Origin of the sequence: Hallerella porci (assembly GCF_003148885.1) — a bacterium.
Classification (GTDB): domain Bacteria; phylum Fibrobacterota; class Fibrobacteria; order Fibrobacterales; family Fibrobacteraceae; genus Hallerella; species Hallerella porci.
Genome location: NZ_QGHD01000022.1, coordinates 18,224 through 41,129 on the forward strand (window position 1 = coordinate 18,224; position 22,906 = coordinate 41,129).

Consider the following 22,906-nt stretch of genomic DNA (forward strand, 5'->3'; position numbering starts at 1 on the left):
CGTATTTTCCCTCACAGTTTTTCTTTTATCTGTGAGGCTTTATGCAATTTTTTCCCGCTGCGTATCAGGCGATTCAAAATAACAACAACGAACTTTCGGAAACAACTCTTCGCACTTACTTTTGGAATTTGAAAAAGCTGGAAAATTTCCAGCCCAATTTATGCTGCGAAGAAATTGACGTCGCATTTATTCACGCGTATAAATCGCATTTGCAAGAATGCGGAAACAAGCCCGCAACCGTGAACAAAGCGCTCTCGGTTCTGCGCATTTTCTTAAATCAATTTATCGACGACGGCGTCAAAATGAAAAATCCATTTGAAAAATTTCGCATCGGACGCGTCTATTCTCATCGCGGATTTTTAACGATTCCCGAGCTCAAAAAACTCTATTGGAATTATTTCAATCAAAAAGAAATTTTAACGGCAAACGAAAAAGAAGCGATGCGCATTTTTCTTTTTAGCTGTTTTACCGGGCTGCGTTACAGCGATTTGAAATCTCTTGATGCGACAGAAATTGCCGATTGGAAAATTCGAAAGCAAACGCAGAAAACGGGCGAAGCCGTTTACATTCCCATTCCCGTACAAGCGCGACTTTTACTCGATACACTTCCTTTGTGCGGAAATATTTTTCACGTCACCGAAAATTCTCAGTTCAATCGACAACTGCGTCGCGCGGCGAAAAAACTCGATTGCAATCGTTATTTGCATTGTCATTTAGCGCGACACACTTTCGCGACCACTTGCATTACCATCGGCATTTCTCTTCCTGCGACTGGAAAACTTCTCGGGCATCGGAATCTTTCGACGACGTTAATTTATGCGAAATATGTGGACGCATTTCTCGATAAAGAAATGAAAAAATTTAATCGGCTGCGATGAAAATTTTAAATTTTCCTTATGCTCGCCATTGTTTTTGATTTAGATAATACGCTCTATCCATATGCGCCAAGCGACGCAGCAGGGCGCACTTCCGTTTACAAATATCTGCAAAATTTCACGGCATTATCCGCCGAAGAATTTTCGAATTTGTATATCGAATGCGATCAATACACGAAGCAAATGCATCCGAAAACAGCGGCGGGGCATAACCGTTTGCTGTTTTATCATCGGATGTGTGAAGTCTTAAATTTACCGACCGATGTTCACGATTTGCCGATGTATAACGCTTACTGGGACGCTTATCTCAATGCGATGCGTCTTTTCCCCGGAGCCGTAGAATTTCTTCAAGAACTCAAAGCAAAGCAGATTCCTCTCGGCATTTGTTCCGATTTAACGCTGCACATTCAACTGCGCAAATTGCAGAAACTCGGACTCGTCGGCGTCTTCGATAAAATCGTTACCAGCGAAGAATGCGGCGAAGAAAAACCGTCCGCAAAAATGTTCCGCGATATTTTACAGAAGCTCGGCGCTTCCGCAGAAAATTCTGTGATGATCGGCGACAATTATAAACGCGACATCGTCGGCGCGCTTCAAGTCGGCATGCAAGCGATTCTCTTTGGCGAAAGCCGTGAAGGCGTTTTATGCGCCCAAAATTTTCACGAGCTTCGCACAAAACTTTTTGCACTTTTGCAAAAAATGTCCGTTTAAAAACAAAAAAAGCGCAGAGGTCTGCGCTTCAAAATTCAACTAAAAATTTCTAGAAAATCGCCGGCACAATGACGACAGTTTTTGAACCCGCTTTAACTTTGGCGGTAAATTCATAATGTCCGACTGCGCTGCCATTTCGATTCGTCGGGAGAACCGAAACTTTATGCATTCCCGGAGTCGCAGGAATTCGCGTTACGCGCACATATTGCGGAAGGAAAAGTCCCACACGCAAATCCGCTTGTTCTAACTGTGCCGCGGCAACATCGGTTCCGACACTCGTAAGCAAATTCAAAAACACATTATTCGTTTCCATTTGCTTCTTCGCTTGTTGCGCAGCAATCGTCCGCGTTAAAACGCGAACCGCTGTGCGCCCGAGAGTTGCCGTCCGTTCTTCACTTAAATTTTTCACCAAATGCTTTGTGTTGTCGAGGTAAATTTCTGGACGGACCGCAGGATTTTTTCCATCCATGCGGACTTCAAAATTTTCCGTCCGATATGGCACATCTTTGCGTTCTGGAATTGCAATCGTTACCGAAATCGTGGTGCCTCCGTGCGAGCCGACAGCTGTTGCGGGGAACGGAATCGTCAAACTTTGCACATTTCCGGTCTGCGGATTTTTTCCCGTAAGATTCAAAATACCGCCGCGCACATAAGTTCCCGAAAGCATCCATTCTCCAAGAATTGCGCTGTGTCCTGCATAACCGATGACGATAATTTCGCCATTCGCATTATCCGCATATACGGGCAACATCGCAGGTGCATTCGGATGCGGGAATTTTAACGCTTTCACATCATCGCTTCGTCCCGCTTTTTGTAAACGGCTTTCGATGAACGCTTGCGCTTCGGCAGGGAGAACAGTCGGTTCTTCTTCGTAAGCTTTTGCTGCTTTGTAATAAGCGATTGCCGCATCATCGTTTTCGCCTTCCATTTCATAAACGAGCCCGATTAAATAACGCAAATAGCCCGCGTCATTTGTCTTCTGATTATCTTTCTGATAAAGCGCTTGGAGCGCAATATCGGCTGCGCGACATTCCACAAGCGCTCCGTCCACATCGTTCATCGCCAAATAATTGACGATGTTCATTTCATAAAGCGCGAGCACTTCGAACGGACGCGCACGATATGGACGCACGTTATCATTCGTCATCAGCGACACCGCTTCATTCGTCACCGACTTCGTATATAAATCTTCGTAAACTTGTTTGGCTTTTTCAAATTCGTCAGCGCTCTTTTTATACTCGCCATTATAATGGTAAAGAGTTGCCAAATCAAAGTGATACAAGAACACCGAATTTGAGCCGTAGAGTTTGTCCTGTTTGTCTTGGACTTTTTTAATGACCGCAGAAAAGCCTTCTTTTTCCAAAGGCTCCGAAAGTTCCTCGTAACGCGTCATCGATTTATTGGCGCAGCTGCAAAGGAAAACCACACAAAAGAGAAGCGTAAAAAGAGAAAAAGATTTCTGCATTATGGGGAAAATGCCGCAACATCGCGGCGGAAAAAGGAAAAGTTTTTACAAAAAAACGAAAGCGCCACAAAGACGCTTTCGCCATTTCAAATTACATCTTCACCGAAGCTTTGTTCATGTACTTCTTAATCTTCTTGTCGCCAATCCAAACGGTTTTGTGTGTTTGAATGTCAACGAGTTGAAGGTCGATTTGATAGAAGACAACTTGTTCGCCGCCTTCTTGGTCCACGATAGAATTCAAGCTGCCGGTGAGCATCAAATCCGCACCGATTTCTTGACCCGCTTCCTTGCGAGTTTCTTCGGTAGCGTTACCCGATTGGCTAGCGAGTTCTGCGCGGAGTTCGCCGCGTTCTTCAGCGTTTGCCACGAAGTCCACTTTACCGCTATTGATGAGAGCGCGTTCCATATCCTTGATGAAAGTTTCCACGTTAATGTGTTCGTGGCTCTTGTTGCGGACAGATCCAATCACAACCGTCGGAAGTTCACCGTTTTTACCCTGCAAAAGTTTATTGTACCAAGGACGAGCGATGCAATCCTGAATCATTTCTTCTGCAACCAAACGGGAGTCCGTATCATTCCACTTACCCGAAAGATCCACCACAGAATCCGATTCGATGCGGGTGACTTTTTTACCGCCCGAGCATGCAACCAAAGCAAATGCAGCAAAGCAGAGGATCGAAAGACGAAGCACTTTAGACATTTTGTACCTTCTTTTGAATTTTTGAATGTTTGTTTTTAATATAGAAAACCTTTCCCCGCTCGTATTCCAATTTTAACATCTTATCGGATAAAGCGTAAAACCCTAGTTTCGCACTTTCGTTTTTATTAGATTTGATAGACGCAGAATGTTCTGTAAGCTGGAGAAGCAGAATGAAAAAGCTTTTAATTCTTATCGCAGCACTTGCCGTTTGGACTTTTGCAGGGGAAGGTCGCCCTGTTTACAATCCGTATGCCAGTTACGGTTTAGAAATCGGCGTCAATAGACCGATGAACGATCGTTGGAAAGATAACCGCAAAGCATTCGGCGACGTCGGATTTATCGCAAACTATCAACTTCTTCCTTATACAAGCGTAACGGGCGATGCGGGCTATTCATTCCCCGGCAACGGATTTGATGTTAAATTCGGTATCCAGCAAATGCTTCTTCCCGCGGGCATTACTCCGTTTATCGGCGGTATGGCAGGTATTCAAGCCATCCCCGAAGATGATGATGCCGATACATTCGGCGACCGTTTTGGTCCGACCGTCGAAGCAAACGCGGGTATTTTCTTCTTCACCGAATCTTGGATTTCGATGCGCTTAAAAGGCTCGTATCAATGGACATTTGCCGACGAAATCAATCATAGTTTCGGCGTATCGCTCGGCATTCTCTTCGCCAATTCACGTCCGGGTCTCAAAGCGATTGATGTAAGCCGATGAAAATTTCTACTCGCGGACAATATTCGTTAGAAGCACTTTTGTGCATCGCTACCGAAGACCCCGAAAAGCCGTGTAGCATTCACACCATCTCGGAAAAAACGCACATTTCCGATGGCTATTTAGAGCAACTTTTCATTCCGCTCAAAAAAGCAAAACTCATCGTCGGTAGCCGCGGCATTCAAGGCGGTTACCGCTTGGCCAAAAGCCCGAAAGAAATTTCGGCTTACGAAGTTTTGACGCTAATGGAAAAATCGCTCAAATCCATTCCTTGCTTAAATGGCGATAAATGCGAACGCGAAAAAATCTGCGATAGTAAATTCGTTTGGGCATCGATTGATCATTCAATTGACAGCCTCATTTCACAAATTACCTTGGACGATTTAATTCAAGTTTACCGCGGCGTACAAGGAGAATTTTACGGATGAAAATTTCTACCAAAGGCCGCTACGGCGTCCGTTTCCTGCTCGACATCGCAGAACAAGGCGAAAATAAACCGTCCACATTAGCCGCCATTTCCGAACGTCAAGGAATTTCTCTCGCCTACTTAGGACAAATTGCGATTATCTTAAAGCAATCGGGATATATTCGTTCTATCAAAGGTTCAAACGGCGGATTTGTTTTAGCAAAACCTTCTCAAGAAATTCAATTGGATGAATTATTGAATACATTAGAAGGCTCAATGAAAGTCGTCGAATCGCCGCTTCCCTCCGAAGAAGAAACTCCTTACCGCACCGCCATCCGCATCGGTCTTTATCAAAAAATGGACGAAGCCGTTGAAATCGTCCTCAAAAAATTGACCCTCGACAAACTCATCTCCGGCAAAAATAAGCCGGAATATATGTATTACATTTAAATGAGAAGTGAGGAGCGCGGCTTCGCTTCGCGATAAACTTTATTCGGGTTACAAGAAAATTGATGAAAAGTTAGAAATACAAAAAGAGGAATTACAAGTGTAACTCCTCTAATAAATCAAACACGCTGCGCTTTTATTCTACATAGACCGGGCGAACTGAGTAGCCATCGCTACTGTAGGCGAAGCCCACGCCCAAGTGGTCCGAACGGAAGCCCTAAGCGTCGGCGTACTTGCTGGGGCCGTCTTTAGCAGTAGAGCTCCAGTAATTCCCATCAAAGCCAATGTGCCACAAGTCAGAATCGTAACGATACCCTGCTGTTGGCATAAAAATAGAGTTTCCGTTCGTTCCTATTACTTGGTAGCCTTTTTTTGTTTCATTCCAAGTCCATGTGCAGGAATTTTTCAATTCTTCCATTTCTTCTTCTGTCGGCATGCGCCACTTGCCACCCCAATTTGCGGTGGCCGCATCATATTCCGCATTTCCCGAAATATCCGTAAGCGATTTATTGTCGCAAAGTTTATAAGTTGCAGTGACATAACTTTCTTTCGGCTCAATTTCGCCCCAAGCAAAGTAATCACCGTAAGCAGTTTCGCTTTCTGCACCGACATTCATATTCGCCCATTAGACACTTAAACCTAAATCAACGGCTTCTATTTTTGCAGGCACATCACCGTAAACCGGGCGGATGGCAAGGCCTGCATATAAGAAGTAATAATCCAAGCCATGAGCACTTGAGGAAAGATACAGAACCGATGCCGTTCCACCTTGATTGTCATAAAAATTTGCGCTCCAATAATAGCCGATATTTTCTTTTTGCGTATATTCATTCACAATGAAGTCTGTTTTCGGCAAATAAATAAACACCTTCGATGGCCCGGTCACTTTATAGACTTCTTTACCCGATACGGTTTCAAGCGTCCAAGTACAGGATTCAATCAAGGCTTCAATTTCTTCTTTTGTCGGCATACGCCACTTGTCGCCTAACTTTGCTGTAGCCGCATCGTATTTTGCATTGCCGACAATCGACGTAATTGATGCATCATTGCAAATTTTGCAAGTGCTTTTGCTGTAAGATTCCTTCGGTTCAATTTCGCCCCACGCATAATAATTGCCAACGTCTGTAGGCGTTTCTGCGCCCAAATTGCGGTCGCCCCATTTGACGTTCAAGCCCAAATCCACCGCCTTCATTTTTTCTTCGACACTGCTGCTTGACTTCGCCGAGGAACTGGAGGACTTTACAGAGGAACTAGAAGATTTCGCAACGCTACTGCTTGACTTTACGGAGCTCGAAGACTTTACAGAACTCGAAGATTTCGGCTTGTAATTTTTATTGACCTTTACCGGGCGAACAGAGACCCTGCATACCCAACACCCATATCTTCCAAAGCAGGTTTTGAATCCTTCATCAAAACCATATCAATCCGCGATCCACCACGAAACATAGCTGCAATACCTATGTAAATAGCCTGAAATTCATTAAAAGCTCCTGCAGCAGGCAAGAATATCGATTTTTCATTGCAAGTCACACGATAACCATTCACCGATTCCTTTTTCGTCCATTCCAATTTACACTTGGTGACAAGTTCCTTCATTTCTTTTACGGTCGGCATGCGCCACTTGCCGCCCCATTTGGCAGCAGCCGCATCGTACTTTTTATTACCCGAAATATTGCTTGGGAGCGCCGAAACATTGTAAATCAACGTATTTTCGCTGTATTCATCTTTCGTCTCGGTTTCGCCGTAGGCAAAGTAATCGCCAAAGTCGGCTGCGTTTTCGGCGCCAATGTTGACTTCGGCCCAGTCAACGCTCAAGCCCAAGTCAACCGCCTTATATTTTTCTTCAACGCTAGAACTTGAATTCTTAGCAGAACTCGAAGATTTTGCATCCGAAGACGTTCCATCCGTTTTTTCGCTTGAACTAGACTTTTTCGTAGAGCTCGAAGATTTTGCGCTGCTCGAAGAAATTTCCTTGACATCAAGCCATTCCTTTCCGTCGCACACGTAAACGGTCGAATCGCTGTAAGTTAGCGCGTATTCGCCCTTACGCTTTTCGTCGCAGGTTTTGAGCGATTCCTTGTCTTCGACGACGTGTAAAGCCAATTTCCAGTCTTCGCTTTGGCATACATAATACGCTTCTTCGCTATTCACATAGAGCGTATCGCCATCGTTATCCTTGGTGCATTCGTCCAAGTCCTTTAAATTTTTGACTTCGTCGTAAATCGATTTGTAACTTGCCGAAGACGAACTCGAATCGTCGCCGCAAGCGGTGAATGTAAAGGCTAAGCCCAGAGCGGCGAAGCCGAGGAATGGGAGGTTGTAAAAGTTTTTCATCATAGCTCTTCGTTTCCTTTAAAATTCAAGGGTTCTAGCGATTCTAAATCCAATGGCACTTGCAGCGATTGCTGTTCCTAATGAATTTCTTCCATTTCTAGAAGTTAAAACGAGAGCATCATCAGCGCTCCTGTAAGAACCGCCACGAATGACATGCAATCCATCGTTCGAAGATTTTGGATAGGCTTCTGGATAGCTGCTTGCATATTCTTCATAATCGTTATTCCCATATCCATTCCAAGTCCATTCAGTAACATTTCCGTTCATGTCGTAAATTCCAAGTGAATTTGACCTTAGCGAACCCACTTCGTGCGTTCTATCGGAATTTTCGCTATACCATGCAATTGCATCTAAGCTTTGAGCGCCGGCATAGCTGTAGTTCCATTCCTTTGCAAAGACATTTCCACCGCGGGCAGCGTATTCCCATTCGACTTCGGTGGGTAACCTGTAGCCCAATGCTTCAAATTTTGCGTAAACCGTCTTATTGCTTGCGGCATCATCGCTTGTGTAAGCCTGCGTCAAAGATTCGTCAGAAAAATACACAATGCTATCTGCACCCAAAGTTTTTTTTCGTAAGTTCGTTGCAGAACACAATCGCATTAAACCATTTTACCGATTCGACAGGGCGTAAATTTTGAGATTCACCATCGGCCACCTTTTTTGCGGCTTCTTCACCGACAAAGTAACTTGGATTTGTTCCCATCACGGCGGTGTAAAATTCCTGAGTCACTTCGTACTTACCGATTGCGTAAGGTTTCAACTTTGTATTGTGATATTTAAAAATGTCACTGGCTTCACTATTCGGTTTCACAAAGGCAGTCGTTTCAACAACTTTAACAAGCCCCGTATTTTGGTACATAACTCCATCGACAATCAACTTGCCGTAATTTTTAGGAGTCATCTTGTAATTTTCATTTGTCTGTACCGGGCGAATCAAGGCGCCATATTTCCAATCATAGAAGCTCAAGTCAGCCCCATAGGATTCAGCAAAATCCAAAATTTTGCCCACCTGTGCTGAATTTTGCGCTGTTTGAGAAACCCAATAAGTGCCACCATCCTTACTCAAAGTGTCCTTTCCTTCCACATAGCCGCCCGCAGGCATAAAAATGGTTTTGGCGTTACATGTCACCGCATAGCCGCCGACGCTTTCGCCTTTGGAATTTTTCTGGCTGCTGAATTTCCAAGTACACTTTTTAAGAAGTTCTTCGACTTCTTCGGGCGTTGGCATGCGCCAGTTTTTGCCCCAGTTTTTTGCAGCGGCATCGTAAGAAGCATTCCCTGCAATGTCAGAGGTTCCGACTTTATAATAGTCCGTAATTTGGGCATCGGAATCTTTGAATTTTTGAGATTCTTCGTCGTAGGATTCTTTAGGTTCGACTTCGCCAAATGCGTAATAGAAGCCCACATCGGCTTGCTGCTCGAGCTTTCGGCAACGCTTGAACTTGAAACCTCGGTCGAACTTGACGACTTTGTGTCTTTGTTGGAACTTGAGGATTTCGTTGAACTGGAAGATTTGGAATTCGAGGATTTTCCGCTCGAACTAGAAACCTTGGTCGAACTCGAAGATTTGGAATCCGAGGATTTTGAATTTGAAGATTTAGCGTTAGAGCTAGAACTTACCTTCGTCGAACTCGATGACTTCGAAGACTTTGTGGAGCTCGAAGATTTTGATTTTGACTCCGAAGACGTGACGCTGCTCGAGCTCGAATCTTCTTCTATTGCGGGTTCATCGGGACCTGCCCCCGAACTGGAATCGTCGCAGGCAGTGAATGTAAAAGCTACGCCGAAAGCGACGAGACTTGTCAAAGTGGATTTAAGGATAAATGATTTCATACCAATTCTCCAAAAGTGGATTTAATTTTAATCATAGTAAACAAGTATGATTTTTGGAAGACTTATCTGTTTTTTTCTTACTATACTTATTTTATCCATTATTTTGCTGCGAAGCCGCCTTACTCTAAACGATCACGCTCCCTGGTGACTGCAGTTCAAAATTTCCCTCCCCATTTCTAATACAAAAAAAGCCCCGCAGCACGCGGAGCTTTTTCCAAAACAAAGGGTTAAAGATATTAGAAGCGGAAGTGTGCGAATGCGCGGTTCGCTTCAGCCATCTTATGCACATCCTGTTTCTTACGGATGGCATTGCCTTCGTTATTCTTAGCAGCAACGAGTTCTGCTGCAAGACGTTCGGCCATATTTGCTTCAGTACGGCTACGTGCTGCAGCCAAAAGCCAACGAAGAGCGAGAGCCTTTGCACGATCCGGAGCGACTTCCATCGGAACCTGGTAGTTTGCACCACCGATACGACGGGACTTCACTTCGAGCTTCGGCTTGATGTTTTCAAGGCATTCTTCGAACTTAGCAAGCGGAGTGCCTTCGCCTTCCACTTTCTTGTTCAAAATGTCAAGAGCAGTGTAAACGATTTGTTCTGCAATCGTCTTCTTACCTTGCTTGAGAACAACACCGATGAGTTCGGTGATCAAAACGGAATGATAACGCGGGTCAGCAATTGTGCGCTTGTGGATTGTCTTTCTTCTTCTAGACATGTGCCCTTCCTTTACTTCTTAGCCGGAGCTTTTCTCTTCACGCCGTATTTAGAACGTGCTTGGTTACGACCGTTCACAGCCTGGGTATCGAGAGTACCGCGGATAATGTGGTAACGAACACCCGGAACGTCCTTGACACGACCGCCACGGATAAGAACAATGGAGTGTTCCTGAAGGTTGTGACCTTCACCCGGGATGTAAGCGGTGACTTCCATCTTGTTGGAAAGACGGACACGCGCAATTTTACGGAGTGCGGAGTTCGGCTTCTTCGGCGTGGTGGTGTACACACGGGTGCAGACACCGCGCTTTTGCGGACTTTGTTTCAGAGCCGGCGAAGCGGTTCTGTTGAGGATCTTTTCACGGCCCTTGCGGACGAGCTGTTGTATAGTAGGCATTTTATTTTATTCCCTAATTTTGGAAACCCAAATATAGTTCTTTTTCGAATATTTTCAAGTTTTACCTATCAAATTATTCGAGATTTTCACCATTTTCTTCCGAGGCTTCGGAACCGGTGTCTGGCATCGAGAAAGAGACGCCTCCGGTTTGATAGTCCGATTCCACCTGAGCAGCACGGTTAGCGGCAGCCTCTGCTTCGGCATCGGAATCGATGACCACAACGTCACGCAGGTGACGGGCGCCTGTTCCGCAAGGAATCAGGTGTCCCATGATGACGTTTTCCTTCAGTCCCATCAACGGGTCCTCACTACCTTCAATAGCAGCACGAGTAAGGATCTTCGTTGTTTCCTGGAAGGACGCTGCAGAAATGAAGCTATCCGTAGCAAGCGAAGACTTGGTGATACCGAGAAGCATCGGAGTTCCCTTTGCTTCGGCACGACCTTCAGCTCTAAGCTTGTCGTTCTTCATGCGCAAACGTGCCTTGGAGATTTCTTCATCCGGAAGGAGCTCGGAATCACCAGGATCGGAAATTTTAATCTTACGCATCATCTGACGGACAATGCATTCGATATGCTTATCGGCGATGGCCACACCTTGCAAGCGGTAAACGGCCTGGATTTCGTTGACCAGGTGACGTTGCACAGCTTCGGGGCCTTGAACGCGGAGAATATCGTGCGGATCCACGGAACCGTCGCAGATTTTTTGACCTCTGCGAACACGGTCGCCTTCGAGAACCGCCAAGTGGCGTCCACGCGGAACGAGCACAGTTTGTTCTTCGTCGCCGTTTTTGATGATCACCTTTTGGTTGCCGCGTTCTTCGTTGCCGTATTCGACGATACCGTCGATCGGAGCGATCACTGCGACATTCTTCGGGACGCGAGCTTCGAAAAGTTCTGCAACACGAGGAAGACCACCAGTAATATCCTTTGTTTTACCCACTGCACGCGGAAGCTTTGCCAAGATTTCACCTTGCACAGCCTTATCGCCATCGTGAACAGAGAGAATTGCGCCATCCGGTAAGTAGTAAACACCGAGACGAGCGCCATCGGCATCGACCACGTTAATCGCCGGACGATGCTTACCGTGACGATCACTGATAACGGTCCAAGTTTCAACACCTGTCACGTCATCCTTATCCACACGATAAGTTGTATTTTCAATCAAATCCACAAATTGGATTTTACCGCTAGCGTTGCTGAGAATCGGGCTTGTGTACGGATCCCATTCAAAGAGCTTGGTATCCTTTGTCACCGTTGCGCCGTCTTCAACATAAAGGGTTGCGCCATACGGAATCTGCCAACGACCCTTGTTAATGCCGGTTGCATCATAAATCACAAGTTCGCCCATACGGCTGACCACGATTTTGCTTCCGTCATGATCCAAAGTGTTAACGTTATCCAATTCAATTTTACCATCGACCGGAGCGCTCTTCGAATTTTCAACCGTAAGACGGCTAGAAGCACCACCGATGTGGAATGTACGAAGTGTTAACTGCGTACCCGGTTCACCAATGGACTGAGCTGCGATAACACCGACCGCTTCGCCGAGATCCACCGGACGACCAGAAGCAAGCATACGACCGTAGCACTTTGCGCAGACACCGTTACGAGCTTCGCAAGTGAGAACCGAGCGCATCTTCACATGTTCAAGACCGGTTGCAGAAATTTTCGGCAAGTCGCGTTCTGTAACGAGTTCACCAGCCTTGACAATAACTTCGCCTGTCACCGGGTGAACGATATCTTCGACCGGAGCGCGACCGAGCAAACGTTCTTCGAGAGTGATAATGGTATCGTCGCCATCCTTGTAAGCCGAAATATCAATGCCATCTTTCGTATGGCAATCTTCTTCGACAATCACCAAGTCCTGAGCCACGTCAACCAAACGACGAGTCAAGTAACCTGCGTCAGCAGTTTTCAAAGCGGTATCCGCCAAACCTTTACGAGCACCGTGAGCCGAAATGAAGTATTCCATTTCGTTCAAGCCTTCGCGGAAGCAAGACTTAATCGGGTTTTCGATAACTTCTTGACCGCCGAGTTGCTTTGTCGGTTTCTGCATCAAGCCGCGCATACCCGAGAGCTGCTTAATCTGTTCGCGGCTACCACGAGCGCCCGAATCCGCCATCATGTAAACCGGATTGAATCCATCGCGGTCATGAGAGAGGAGATCCCACTGCTTTGCAGCCACATCGCTAGTCGTCTTCGACCAAACGTCGATGATCTGGTTATAACGTTCACCGTCCGTAATCACACCGTCTTCGTAGAGTTCACGAATGCGGTTGACCTTTTCGGTTGCTTCTTCGAGGAGTTGTTGCTTTTCTGGCGGAATCACCATTTCAGCGATAGCCACAGAAGAGCCCGAAATTGCAGCCCACTTATAACCGAGAGCTTTCAAATCATCCAAATATTCCACGGTGACGCGATTGCCGGTACGACGATACAAATCGTCAATCGACTTTGCAATCACTTTCTTGCCGAAGGTTTCGTTTGCAAAACCCACTGCATTCGGGATGATTTCATTCAAAATAATTCGACCCATCGTCGTCTTGATGAGCGACGGTTCCTGCAAGGTGAGGAACTTAATCTTTTCGCCCTTCTTAGCGACAACTTCAGAAACACCGTTATCATCCGGTTGTTCCATCAAGCAACGAGTGTCTTTTTCCAAAGCACCCATGTAAATTTTTCTTCCGGCAGGAAGACGCAAATAGCATTCGGCGTTGAGGTCAATTTTTCCGTTGCCATAAGCGCGGAGAGCTTCTGCTGCATCGTAGAAATGCATACCTGCACCCAAACGGTTCGGACGCGGCTTCGAGATGTAGTAAAGTCCAAGCACGATATCCTGACCCGGAACAGCAATCGGAAGACCCGAAGCCGGGTGAAGAATGTTATTCGACGAAAGCATAAGCACGCGGCATTCCAACTGCGTTTCGAAAGAAAGCGGAAGGTGCACTGCCATTTGGTCACCATCGAAGTCTGCGTTGAATGCAGTACAAACGAGCGGGTGCAAACGAATCGCATTTCCTTCGATCAATTTCGGATAGAACGCCTGAATACCCAAGCGGTGCAGTGTCGGAGCACGGTTAAGCATCACCGGATGGTCTTCGATAATTTCTTCGAGAATGTCCCAGACTTCGGGCTTTTCGGCGTCCACAAATTTCTTTGCAGCCTTCAAAGTATAAACCGTTCCCGATTCTTCCAAGCGTTGAATAATAAACGGCTTGTAAAGTTCCAAAGCCATACGCTTCGGAAGACCGCACTGGTGCATTTTCAATTCTGGTCCGACGACAATCACCGAACGACCCGAATAGTCAACGCGCTTACCGAGAAGGTTCATACGGAAGCGGCCTTGCTTACCCTTCAAAAGTTCCGAGAGGGACTTGAGCGGGCGATTCGAACCGACGCGAGCCGTGCGACGACCGCTATCAAACAACTGGTCAACCGCTTCTTGCAACATACGCTTTTCGTTGCAAAGAATCACATCCGGAGCCTTGATGTCAATCAATTTCTTCAGACGATTATTGCGGTTAATGACGCGGCGATAAAGTTCGTTCAAGTCAGAAGTGGCGAAACGACCACCATCCAGCGGAACGAGCGGGCGCAAATCAGGTGGAATCACCGGCAGAACATCGAGGATCATCCATTCCGGCTGATTCGAAAGTTCCTTTGCCTGAGCCGGATACTTTTCGCGGAATTCGCAGAAAGCGTCGAGCAAATTGAATTCTTGGCCTTCAATTTTTGCTGCATAGCCGCCTTTGCGTTCACCATCAGCACCGACAACGCCATACTTAAAGTCTTCGACTTTTTCAGCGAGATCTTTAATTTTCGGCGAAGCGTTATTCTTTTTCTTTTCCGGATTTTCGTAGTAAGAAAGGAAATCTTCCATCTGCGATTTTTTGAAGGCTTCAACAATCTTCAAACGCTTGATGGCTTCGTCGCGTTTCGTCTTCGACTTTGAATTTGCATCGACACGGAGTTCTTCCGAGAGCTTGACAAAGTCAACATTGGCGAGGAGCTGCTTCAAAGCAGAAGCGCCCATCTTTGCCGAGAAATGACGACCTTCTTTTTCCAAGTCTTGATACTTGAATTCATCGATCAATTCATTCTGCTTCAAATCGGTATCGCCCGGATCCAGCACAATGTACTTTTCGTAGTAGATGATGTTATCCAAAGACTTGGTATCGAGATCCAAGATGGCTCCGAGCACACACGGCTGATTTTTTACAAACCAAACGTGAGCAAGCGGAATAGCGAGTTCAATATGACCCATGCGTTCACGACGCACTTTGGAATGGGTAACTTCCACACCGCAGCGGTCGCAGATAACGCCTTTGAAACGAATACGCTTATACTTGCCGCAGTTGCATTCCCAGTTCTTCACCGGTCCAAAAATGCGTTCGCAGAACAAGCCGTCACGTTCCGGCTTAAAGGAACGGTAGTTGATCGTTTCAGGCTTGGTGACTTCACCATAAGACCACTGACGGATCAAATCTGGAGAAGCGAGGTGAATCGAAACTTCACCGCTATTGTTTTCAGAATAATCAAAAGTTTCTTCTGACATATTACTTTTCTCCACTTGTCTTGATGTCGAGGCAGAGCGAACGAACTTCGCGAATCATCACGTTGAAGGATTCGGGGATTCCCGGTTCCGGCGTATTCTTGCCGTGAACGATAGCGTCATAAATCTTCGAACGACCCATCACGTCATCGGACTTCACCGTCAACAATTCCTGCAATGTGTAAGCAGCACCATAAGCTTCGAGAGCCCACACTTCCATTTCACCGAAGCGCTGACCACCGAATTGGCTCTTACCGCCGAGCGGCTGCTGCGTCACGAGTGCGTAAGAACCGATCGAACGAGCGTGAATCTTATCTTCAACAAGGTGACCGAGCTTGAGGTAGTACATATAACCGATTGTCACCGGGTTCAAGAACGGTTCACCGGTACGGCCATCGTAAAGTTTTGCCTTACCGATAATCTGTCCGTGTTCCGGATCCATCTTGTAAGAAACAATCGGCATCTTCTGGTAGGCTTTTTCCAATTCGCCAACGATATCGTCGAAGGATGCACCATCAAATACCGGCGTTGCAATCTTCATGCCGAGAACTTTTGCAGCCCAGCCCAAGTGCACTTCCAAAACCTGACCCACGTTCATACGAGAAGGAACGCCCAGCGGGTTCAAAAGGATTTGAATCGGACGACCATCTTCGGTAAACGGCATATCTTCAACCGGAACGATCTTCGATACGCAACCCTTGTTACCGTGACGACCAGCCATCTTGTCACCGACTTGGAGCTTTTTCTTCTTGGCAATGTAAACTTTCACCGTTTGGAGAACGCCCGGCTTGAGTTCATCACCTTTCGTCACCTTATCGATTTCCTTTTCCATCGTACGGGTCAAGCGATCAATCGATTCGTTTGCAACGGTAAGAAGACCAGCAGCCTTTTCTTGAGTTTCTGCATCGTCACGAGCAAAGGTCGAAGACGGAGCAATCGTCAAGAAGTCAAGACTGTTGAGCATCTTTTCGTTCAAAGTTGTTCCTTCCGGAATGCGAACTTCGTGGGTATCAATATCCACAATGCTGCCCGAAACTTTGCCCGAGAGCATTTCAATCATCGCATTGGTGCAAGTCGTCTTGATCTTATCAATATCGGCTTGGAACTGTTCCTTGATTTCGTTAATCTTTTCTTGATCTTCTGCGCGGCTCTTCTTGTCGTTATGATCTTTACGGCTAAAGACACGCGTTTCAAGAACGATACCCTTCATGCCCGGAGGCGCAACGAGAGAAGTATCGCGCACATCGCCCGCTTTTTCACCGAAGATAGCGCGGAGAAGTCTTTCTTCCGGAGAAAGTTCCGTTTCACCCTTCGGAGTCACCTTACCGACGAGAATATCGTCAGCGTGCACTTCGGCACCGACGCGGATAATGCCGCGTTCGTCAAGGTTCTTCAAAGCATCTTCGCCGACGTTCGGAATTTCACGAGTGAGTTCTTCCGGTCCACGCTTGGTTTCGCGAACTTCCACTTCGTATTCTTCTACGTGAATCGAAGTGAATGCGTCCTTAATCGCCAATTCTTCGGACACGATCACAGCATCTTCGTAGTTGTAACCATTCCACGGAATGAAAGCGATGAGAATATTTTTACCGATTGCGAGTTCGCCGTGATCCGTCGAAGCGCCGTCCGCCAAGACGTCACCCTTCTTCACAAAGTCGCCTACATTGACAACCGGTTTTTGGTTAATGCAAGAATCTTGGTTCGAACGTTCAAACTTGCGGAGGAGATAAGTATCCACCGGTTCGTGATCCAAGAATTCAAAGTTTTCGCCAAGTCCTTCCAACGGTTGGAATTCGCCGTTTTCGTCCAAAGTTCCGCGTTCGATAACGACAGTCATCGCATCGACGAACTTCACACGACCTTCATGCTTTGCACGCACAACGGTACCCGAATCCAATGCGGCACGACGTTCCAAACCAGTGCCCACCACCGGAGCTTCGGTGCGGAGCAGAGGCACAGCTTGACGCTGCATGTTCGAACCCATCAATGCACGGTTAGCATCGTCATGTTCCAAGAACGGAATAAGACCAGCTGCGACCGAGATAATTTGCTGCGGAGAAACGTCCATCAACTGGATGCGTCCTTCGAGAGCTTCGCTATCGACGGTTTTCAAATCAAATGTCGGTACAACGCCATTTTCAAATTTGCCCGATTCGTCCAGTTCGCCGCCGATTACGACGCGAGCTTTCAACGGATATTCATCCTTTTCACGAACCATCACAAAGTCTTCGGCGAAAGAAGTCAACTGATGACGTTCTTCCACATCCGTTTTTTCTGCATCCGAAGCTGCACTTGCAAGCATTCCTGCAAACAGCGGATCAAAACCCGCATTCTTCAAAACGGTATTGGCCGGAGCAATGTTAAAGGCATCTTCTTCGTCAGCCGTCAAATAGACCACGAAAGACGAAACGACATCATAAACCTTAGACGATTGCAAAACATAATCAGCTTTACCCTTAAAGGCTTCAAGCGGATTACCGTTGCGAACGAAATAGCTCGAACCATCATCGTTCTTAAATTCAAAGACTTTGTTCACAAAAGAATCAAAGAGAACGCGTTGGTTGTTGTCCAAATTCGAACGAACTTCAGCAATGTCCTTTGCGCCAAGTTCTAATTGCACAAAAAGACGCGGTTCGCGGACAAATCCTTTGTACAAACCAAAGTGCCACTTTTCTTCGGGGAAGTAAAGCGACTTGCCGTCTGCGCCCTTAAATTCTTGCAAACCGACAATGCGATACGGCGTTTCGATAAAGCCGAAATGGTTCACCACCGCATAAGTTGCAAGAGAGTTAATAAGACCGATGTTCGGACCTTCCGGTGTTTCAATCGGGCAAAGGCGTCCATAGTGAGTATAGTGAACGTCACGAACTTCGAAGCCTGCGCGTTCACGAGAAAGACCGCCCGGGCCCAAAGCAGAAAGACGACGCTTGTGAGTCAATTCCGACAGCGGGTTCATCTGATCCATGAACTGCGAAAGCTGGCTAGAACTGAAGAACGATTGCACAACCGTATTCACCGTGCGAGTATTCACCAAATCCCGCGGAGTCGGCGTTTCGTTATCGCCCGAGGTAAAGTTTTCACGGATGACGCGAGCCATACGAGAAAGACCGACAGAGAGTTGGTTCGCAACCAATTCCCCAACAGAACGGGTACGACGGTTTCCAAGGTGGTCAATATCATCCAAGACATAACCATCAGCGTCGCAATAAAGACCGACCATGTATTCGAAGATACCGAGGAAATCCGCTTCGGTCATCGTCATCGTGGTCAAAGACGGCTTTGAAAATCCTTTTTCAGCAAGAATTTTTTCAATCGCCGGAGTATAAACTTTTGCATTCAAACGATAACGGCCAACTTCGCCGAGATCGTATTTGCGCGGATCATCCAAGAAAGTGCTTTCGAATGCAATCTGAGCGGTCGCCATATTCGGCGCTTCTTCCTGCGATTGATGCATTACAAAGTAAATCAGCTTCAAAGCTTCTTCTTTGGTCTTGCACTTATCCGCCAAAAGCGTGTTGTGGACGAGCATATTTTCTTCATCTACAGCGATGAAAGAAATTTCAAAAATGCCGCTTTCTGTTAAACGAGCTGCGCATTTGTCGTCAAAAACACGGTTAGCATCCAAGATGACTTCGCCCGAAGATGTGTCAATCACATCGGCAGCCACAATACGGTTGTAGTAATCTTCCATATTGCCAGCAGAAAGAGTCACCTTTTCAATATTTTTATAGAAAAGCGAAATAATATCTGCAGTCGTTTCGAAACCGATGCAGCGGAGAAGAGCCGTCGCCGGAATCTTCTTTTTGCGGTCGATAATCAAATAGAGAATATCGCCGTCCGTATTAAATTCTACCCATGCACCACGATGAGGAATGATGCGGCTCTTAAAATTCGAGCGTCCGTTCGGGAGAAGTTCTTCGTCAAAGCTTACACCAGGAGAACGGTGCAACTGAGAAACGACAACGCGTTCTGCGCCGTTGATAATGAAAGTTCCATTCTCCGTCATGATCGGCAATTCGCAGATCAAAACATCGTTTTTGATTTCTTCCTTCAGTTTGCGATCTTCGCCATCTTCTTCAAAGACCTGAAGAGAAAGATTTGCATGCAGAGGAATGGAGTGAGTAAGCCCGCGTTCACGGCATTCACGAAGACTGTATTTGGGAATGCCAAAGAAGTAGCCTTCGTACTTGAGCGCGAAGAGCTTCTTCACGTCTGTGATGGGGAAAATGTCTTGGAAAACACGTTCCAAACCTACTTTGAGACGCTTCTCGGGAGGAACGCCATTTTGGAGGAAGTGGTCATAAGAAGCTTTCTGCACTTCGACCAGATATGGAAGTTCCAGCTGGAACTTATTGGAGGAATAATTCTTTCGCTCCGTCATTTTAAAACCTCATCCAGTGAAAAAACTAAAACACGGGAAAAACACCAAAAGCCCACACATGCGTGCAGGCATTTTGGCGTATTCGAATTAACGAATCGAAGGCATTACTTCAGAACGACCTTGGCACCAAGATCTTCGAGTTCCTTCTTCATCTTTTCAGCGTCAGCCTTCGGTGCGCCTTCCTTGACGACACTGTCAGCCTTTTCGACCATTTCCTTGGCTTCCTTCAAGCCGAGGCCGGTGATTGCACGAACAGCCTTAAGAACAGCCATCTTGTTGGCGCCGCATTCAGCGAGAACGACGTCAAATTCAGACTTTTCTTCAGCAGGAGCTGCACCAGCAGCTGCAGCGACGACAACGCCACCCGCAGCAGCTTCAATGCCGTGTGCTTCCTTGAGGTAGTCAGCCAACTGCTTGGCTTCGAGGAGGGTAAGACCCGCGATTTGATCACCAATAGCCTTGATATCTGTTGCCATGATGTTTTTCTCCAATTATTCCGTTTTGAAAAGTTATTTGTGAGTGGTTGTGTAGAGAACTTAGGCGGATGCTCCAGCCTGTTCCTTCTCCAGTTTTTCCGTGAGAGATTTGAGTTGACCCGCAATGGTCGAACCCGGTCCAAGAATGATTGTGACCAACTGAGCAAGCATGCCTGCGCGGTCTGGAATCTTGGAAAGTTCAACGACATCGGAACCCGGGCGAACTGCACCATCCAGGTACAAGCTCTTAGCAACGAGGAAATCCGGATTTTCCTTATGGAATTTTTCGATTTCACGTGCCGGGCTAATCGGATCATCGGCCGGACCGACCATGACGGAAGTTGCACCCTTGAGTGCATCGTCAAGACCAGTAACGCCCATCTTTTCAAGAACCTTCTTCAAGAGAGTGTTCTTGACAGCGACATACTTAACGCCCTTGGACTTGAGATTCTTACGGAGCTTGTTGTCCAGTTCAACAGGGATCTTCTCATAGTTGAGAAGGAAGATCGAAGTTGCACCTTCAAACTCTTTAACGATAGAATCAACTTTCTGTTGTTTTTTAACTACAGCTTTCATTGTTTATCTCCTATCGTGTAAGGCTCATGTCGAGTTTGAGACTCGGCGTCATAGTTGCCGTAATAAAGAGGCTCTTGATGTAAGTGCCCTTAGCGGTCTGCGGCTTGTTCTTAATCACAGAATCAATCACAGCTTTTACGTTTTCAACGAGCTGCGGAACTGTGAAAGACATTTTGCCGACCGGAGCATGCACATTAGCGCCCTTGTCAACACGGTACTGAATTTTACCAGCCTTAAGTTCCTTCACGGTTTGAGCGACGTTAATCGTCACCGTGCCGGACTTCGGGCTCGGCATAAGTCCACGAGGACCGAGCACACGAGCAACCTTACTAATCACCGGCATCATGTCGGGAGTCGCAACGACTGCATCAAATTCGAGCCAGCCTTCCTGGATCTTCTGGACCAAGTCTGCACCACCAACGTAATCAGCACCTGCGTCCTTTGCTGCTTGGAAATTGTTGTCCTTGCAGAACACGAGAACGCGGACCTGACGACCGGTACCGTTCGGGAGCACAACCGTGCCACGGACAGCTTGATCGGAGTTTTTGGGATCTACACCGAGATTGAAATGAAGCTCGACAGTCTGGTCGAACTTAACCTCGGATTTTTTAAGAATTTCGAGCGCCTGCTCGAGACCGTACGCTTGAGTACGGTCGAAAGCTTCAGCTACTTTCTTATACTTTTTTCCTCTGAACATGGTTTTCCTGTCAGAAATAGGGTTAAGGTCTGCCTGATTAGTCGACAACATCGACGCCCATAGAGCGTGCGGTGCCCGCAACCATGCGCATTGCGGCTTCAATGTCAATTGTATTCAAGTCAGGCATCTTCTTTTCAGCGATTTCCTTGACTTGAGCCTTGGTGATCTTACCGACTTTTTTACGGTTCGGTTCGCCCGAGGCGGTTTCAATGCCAGCTGCTTTCTTTACGAGAACAGGTACAGGAGGAACCTTCGTAATGAAGGTAAAGCTCTTGTCAGCATAAACCGTGATAACCACGGGGATGATCATTCCCTTTTCATTCTGGGTCTGAGCATTGAACGCTTTGCAGAACTGCATAATGTTCACGCCCTTCTGGCCCAGAGCAGGACCTACCGGAGGAGACGGGTTTGCAGCCCCGCCGGGGATCTGAAGCTTAATATAACCTGCAATTTTCTTTGCCACTGTATTTCTCCGTTTCAGTATCCGCTGTTATAATGCACGTTCCGCTTGGTTAAAGCCCAATTCCACCGGCGTGGGGCGGCCAAACACAGAAACCATCACACGAAGCTTTTTCTTCTCTGCGAGAATTTCTTCGACCACTCCATCAAAGCCTTCGAACGGACCATCCTTAATGGAAACGGTATCACCAACAACATACGGATTCTGGATCACATCCTGTTCGACATCTTCTGTTTTGATGCCGAGCAGTCTATCGACCTCGCTCTGACGAAGAGGAACCGGCATCTTATTCTGACGACTAGTTCCTCCGAAATGAGTAACTCCTTGAACAGAAGTCACTAGGTGCTGGGTGAGCTCGTCCAGCTCCATCTCTATAAGCAAATACGCCGGGAAAAGCTTGGAGACCACGGTCTTGCGCTTTCCTCGGACGTTCACTTGCGTCGCAGACTCGGGGATGAGAATACGACCAAACTTGTCTTGAACACCTTCGCGTTCAATCAGCATTTCAATGTTTTTCTTGATTTTGCTTTCCTGACCGGAAAACGTATGGACTGCATACCATAACATAATGTTACCCACGTCCTAACAGTTTATCGACGACAAAGGAAAGACCTAAATCAATCGCAGCAATATAGCAACCCATGATAACGCTGAAAAGCATTACAACCAAAGTAGAACCTTTCAGTTCGTCCCATGTGGGCCAAGAAACCTTTTTCATCTCTTGGATGACTTCTTTGATGTATTGCTGGATCTTTTGCATATCATGACTCCGAAAGAAAGGAAGCAGGTCGGGAGGGACTCGAACCCCCAACCAACGGTTTTGGAGACCGTGACTCTACCAATTGAGCTACCGACCTAAAACCGCCTTACTTGGTTTCCTTATGAACTGTATGCTTGCGGCAGAACGGGCAGTACTTCTTGTACTCCACACGAGAGGGGTGAAGACGCTTGTTCTTGTCGCAATCATAGTTACGCTGATGGCAAACAGTGCATTCGAGCGTAATGAGTTCTCTTGGCATTGTTATTCCTTACTTGATGATTTCAGTTACAGAGCCAGCGCCGACCGTACGGCCTCCTTCGCGGATTGCGAAGCGGAGCTGCTGTTCCATAGCAACCGGAGCAATGAGTTCGACGTCGATAGTCACGGTGTCACCCGGAGTCACCATTTC

General features: G+C 46.7%; 25 protein-coding genes and 1 tRNA gene. 6 read left to right on the forward strand and 20 right to left on the reverse strand.

Going from position 1 to position 22,906, the window contains the following annotated elements; genetic code table 11:
* The first annotated feature begins 41 nt into the window (after positions 1-41).
* Both B0H50_RS09615 and B0H50_RS09620 read left to right on the forward strand, forming a co-directional pair.
* Positions 42-878, forward strand: coding sequence for a tyrosine-type recombinase/integrase (locus B0H50_RS09615; protein ID WP_106199315.1), 837 nt, complete (start codon positions 42-44; stop codon positions 876-878).
* Positions 879-896: 18 nt separating this feature from the next.
* Positions 897-1,586: an HAD family hydrolase gene (locus B0H50_RS09620; RefSeq protein WP_106199317.1), complete on the forward strand. Its 690-nt coding sequence runs from the start codon at positions 897-899 to the stop codon at positions 1,584-1,586.
* A 49-nt stretch (positions 1,587-1,635) separates the two neighbouring features.
* On the opposite strand, the gene B0H50_RS09625 is transcribed toward B0H50_RS09620, so the two are convergent.
* The gene (locus tag B0H50_RS09625; RefSeq protein WP_106199319.1) at positions 1,636-3,051 is read right to left on the reverse strand and encodes a hypothetical protein; all 1,416 of its coding nucleotides are present in this window, start codon (positions 3,049-3,051) and stop codon (positions 1,636-1,638) included.
* 91 nt (positions 3,052-3,142) lie between these two features.
* Positions 3,143-3,751 (reverse strand): penicillin-binding protein activator LpoB, encoded by a 609-nt coding sequence (locus B0H50_RS09630; protein WP_106199321.1) that lies wholly within the window; start codon positions 3,749-3,751, stop codon positions 3,143-3,145.
* 170 nt (positions 3,752-3,921) lie between these two features.
* Between B0H50_RS09630 and B0H50_RS09635 the strand changes: the two genes are divergently transcribed.
* The 3 genes from B0H50_RS09635 to B0H50_RS09645 are packed head-to-tail and all read left to right on the forward strand — an operon-like array spanning position 3,922 to position 5,323.
* Entirely contained in the window at positions 3,922-4,470 is a 549-nt protein-coding gene (locus B0H50_RS09635) for a hypothetical protein (protein ID WP_106199323.1), read from the forward strand.
* Positions 4,467-4,895, forward strand: coding sequence for an RrF2 family transcriptional regulator (locus B0H50_RS09640; protein WP_106199326.1), 429 nt, complete (start codon positions 4,467-4,469; stop codon positions 4,893-4,895). The genes B0H50_RS09635 and B0H50_RS09640 overlap by 4 nt, the downstream gene beginning before the upstream one ends.
* The gene (locus B0H50_RS09645) at positions 4,892-5,323 is read left to right on the forward strand and encodes an RrF2 family transcriptional regulator (protein WP_106199328.1); all 432 of its coding nucleotides are present in this window, start codon (positions 4,892-4,894) and stop codon (positions 5,321-5,323) included. The genes B0H50_RS09640 and B0H50_RS09645 overlap by 4 nt, the downstream gene beginning before the upstream one ends.
* Before the next feature lie 214 nt (positions 5,324-5,537).
* On the opposite strand, the gene B0H50_RS09650 is transcribed toward B0H50_RS09645, so the two are convergent.
* The 5 genes from B0H50_RS09650 to B0H50_RS09675 all read right to left on the reverse strand — a co-directional run bounded on the left by B0H50_RS09650 (position 5,538) and on the right by B0H50_RS09675 (position 9,059).
* Entirely contained in the window at positions 5,538-5,936 is a 399-nt protein-coding gene (locus B0H50_RS09650) for a hypothetical protein (RefSeq protein WP_106199330.1), read from the reverse strand.
* 9 nt (positions 5,937-5,945) lie between these two features.
* Positions 5,946-6,512 carry a hypothetical protein gene (locus B0H50_RS09655; protein WP_109587627.1) on the reverse strand — a complete coding sequence of 189 codons (567 nt, stop codon included), beginning with the start codon at positions 6,510-6,512 and terminating at the stop codon, positions 5,946-5,948.
* Positions 6,513-6,661: 149 nt separating this feature from the next.
* Positions 6,662-7,657: a hypothetical protein gene (locus B0H50_RS09665; RefSeq protein WP_109587628.1), complete on the reverse strand. Its 996-nt coding sequence runs from the start codon at positions 7,655-7,657 to the stop codon at positions 6,662-6,664.
* Between the two features lie 15 nt (positions 7,658-7,672).
* Positions 7,673-8,215: a formylglycine-generating enzyme family protein gene (locus B0H50_RS09670; RefSeq protein WP_158275904.1), complete on the reverse strand. Its 543-nt coding sequence runs from the start codon at positions 8,213-8,215 to the stop codon at positions 7,673-7,675.
* The gene (locus B0H50_RS09675) at positions 8,202-9,059 is read right to left on the reverse strand and encodes an SUMF1/EgtB/PvdO family nonheme iron enzyme (protein WP_199219622.1); all 858 of its coding nucleotides are present in this window, start codon (positions 9,057-9,059) and stop codon (positions 8,202-8,204) included. Before B0H50_RS09675 ends, B0H50_RS09670 begins: the two co-directional genes overlap by 14 nt.
* Positions 9,060-9,065: 6 nt before the next feature.
* On the opposite strand from B0H50_RS09675, the gene B0H50_RS09680 reads away from it, so the two are divergent.
* Positions 9,066-9,512, forward strand: coding sequence for a hypothetical protein (locus B0H50_RS09680; RefSeq protein ID WP_109587630.1), 447 nt, complete (start codon positions 9,066-9,068; stop codon positions 9,510-9,512).
* 211 nt (positions 9,513-9,723) lie between these two features.
* Here the strand turns inward: B0H50_RS09680 and rpsG are convergent, their stop codons facing one another.
* The 13 genes from rpsG to B0H50_RS09745 all read right to left on the reverse strand — a co-directional run.
* A complete protein-coding gene (rpsG, locus tag B0H50_RS09685; protein WP_106199343.1) occupies positions 9,724-10,200 on the reverse strand; it encodes a 30S ribosomal protein S7 in 477 nt (158 codons plus the stop codon).
* An 11-nt stretch (positions 10,201-10,211) separates the two neighbouring features.
* Positions 10,212-10,595 (reverse strand): 30S ribosomal protein S12, encoded by a 384-nt coding sequence (gene rpsL / locus B0H50_RS09690; protein ID WP_073305713.1) that lies wholly within the window; start codon positions 10,593-10,595, stop codon positions 10,212-10,214.
* A 73-nt stretch (positions 10,596-10,668) separates the two neighbouring features.
* Positions 10,669-15,150 (reverse strand): DNA-directed RNA polymerase subunit beta', encoded by a 4,482-nt coding sequence (gene rpoC, locus B0H50_RS09695; RefSeq protein WP_106199346.1) that lies wholly within the window; start codon positions 15,148-15,150, stop codon positions 10,669-10,671.
* A gap of 1 nt (position 15,151) precedes the next feature.
* Positions 15,152-19,528 (reverse strand): DNA-directed RNA polymerase subunit beta, encoded by a 4,377-nt coding sequence (gene rpoB, locus B0H50_RS09700; protein ID WP_106199349.1) that lies wholly within the window; start codon positions 19,526-19,528, stop codon positions 15,152-15,154.
* Between the two features lie 104 nt (positions 19,529-19,632).
* Positions 19,633-20,004, reverse strand: a complete 372-nt coding sequence (rplL, locus tag B0H50_RS09705) for a 50S ribosomal protein L7/L12 (RefSeq protein ID WP_106199351.1) — start codon at positions 20,002-20,004, stop codon at positions 19,633-19,635.
* A gap of 60 nt (positions 20,005-20,064) precedes the next feature.
* A complete protein-coding gene (gene rplJ, locus B0H50_RS09710) occupies positions 20,065-20,580 on the reverse strand; it encodes a 50S ribosomal protein L10 (protein ID WP_106199354.1) in 516 nt (171 codons plus the stop codon).
* Positions 20,581-20,590: 10 nt separating this feature from the next.
* Positions 20,591-21,277 (reverse strand): 50S ribosomal protein L1, encoded by a 687-nt coding sequence (rplA, locus tag B0H50_RS09715; RefSeq protein WP_106199356.1) that lies wholly within the window; start codon positions 21,275-21,277, stop codon positions 20,591-20,593.
* 37 nt (positions 21,278-21,314) lie between these two features.
* Positions 21,315-21,740 (reverse strand): 50S ribosomal protein L11, encoded by a 426-nt coding sequence (rplK, locus tag B0H50_RS09720; RefSeq protein ID WP_106199359.1) that lies wholly within the window; start codon positions 21,738-21,740, stop codon positions 21,315-21,317.
* A 27-nt stretch (positions 21,741-21,767) separates the two neighbouring features.
* Entirely contained in the window at positions 21,768-22,304 is a 537-nt protein-coding gene (gene nusG / locus B0H50_RS09725; RefSeq protein WP_106199371.1) for a transcription termination/antitermination protein NusG, read from the reverse strand.
* Positions 22,305-22,308: 4 nt separating this feature from the next.
* Positions 22,309-22,497, reverse strand: a complete 189-nt coding sequence (gene secE / locus B0H50_RS09730; RefSeq protein WP_106199362.1) for a preprotein translocase subunit SecE — start codon at positions 22,495-22,497, stop codon at positions 22,309-22,311.
* Between the two features lie 24 nt (positions 22,498-22,521).
* Positions 22,522-22,594 (reverse strand) — tRNA-Trp (locus B0H50_RS09735).
* Between the two features lie 9 nt (positions 22,595-22,603).
* Positions 22,604-22,756 carry a 50S ribosomal protein L33 gene (rpmG, locus tag B0H50_RS09740; protein ID WP_073305726.1) on the reverse strand — a complete coding sequence of 51 codons (153 nt, stop codon included), beginning with the start codon at positions 22,754-22,756 and terminating at the stop codon, positions 22,604-22,606.
* Positions 22,757-22,765: 9 nt separating this feature from the next.
* On the reverse strand, positions 22,766-22,906 hold a 141-nt coding region (locus tag B0H50_RS09745; protein WP_456298014.1), incomplete at its 5' end, for an EF-Tu C-terminal domain-related protein.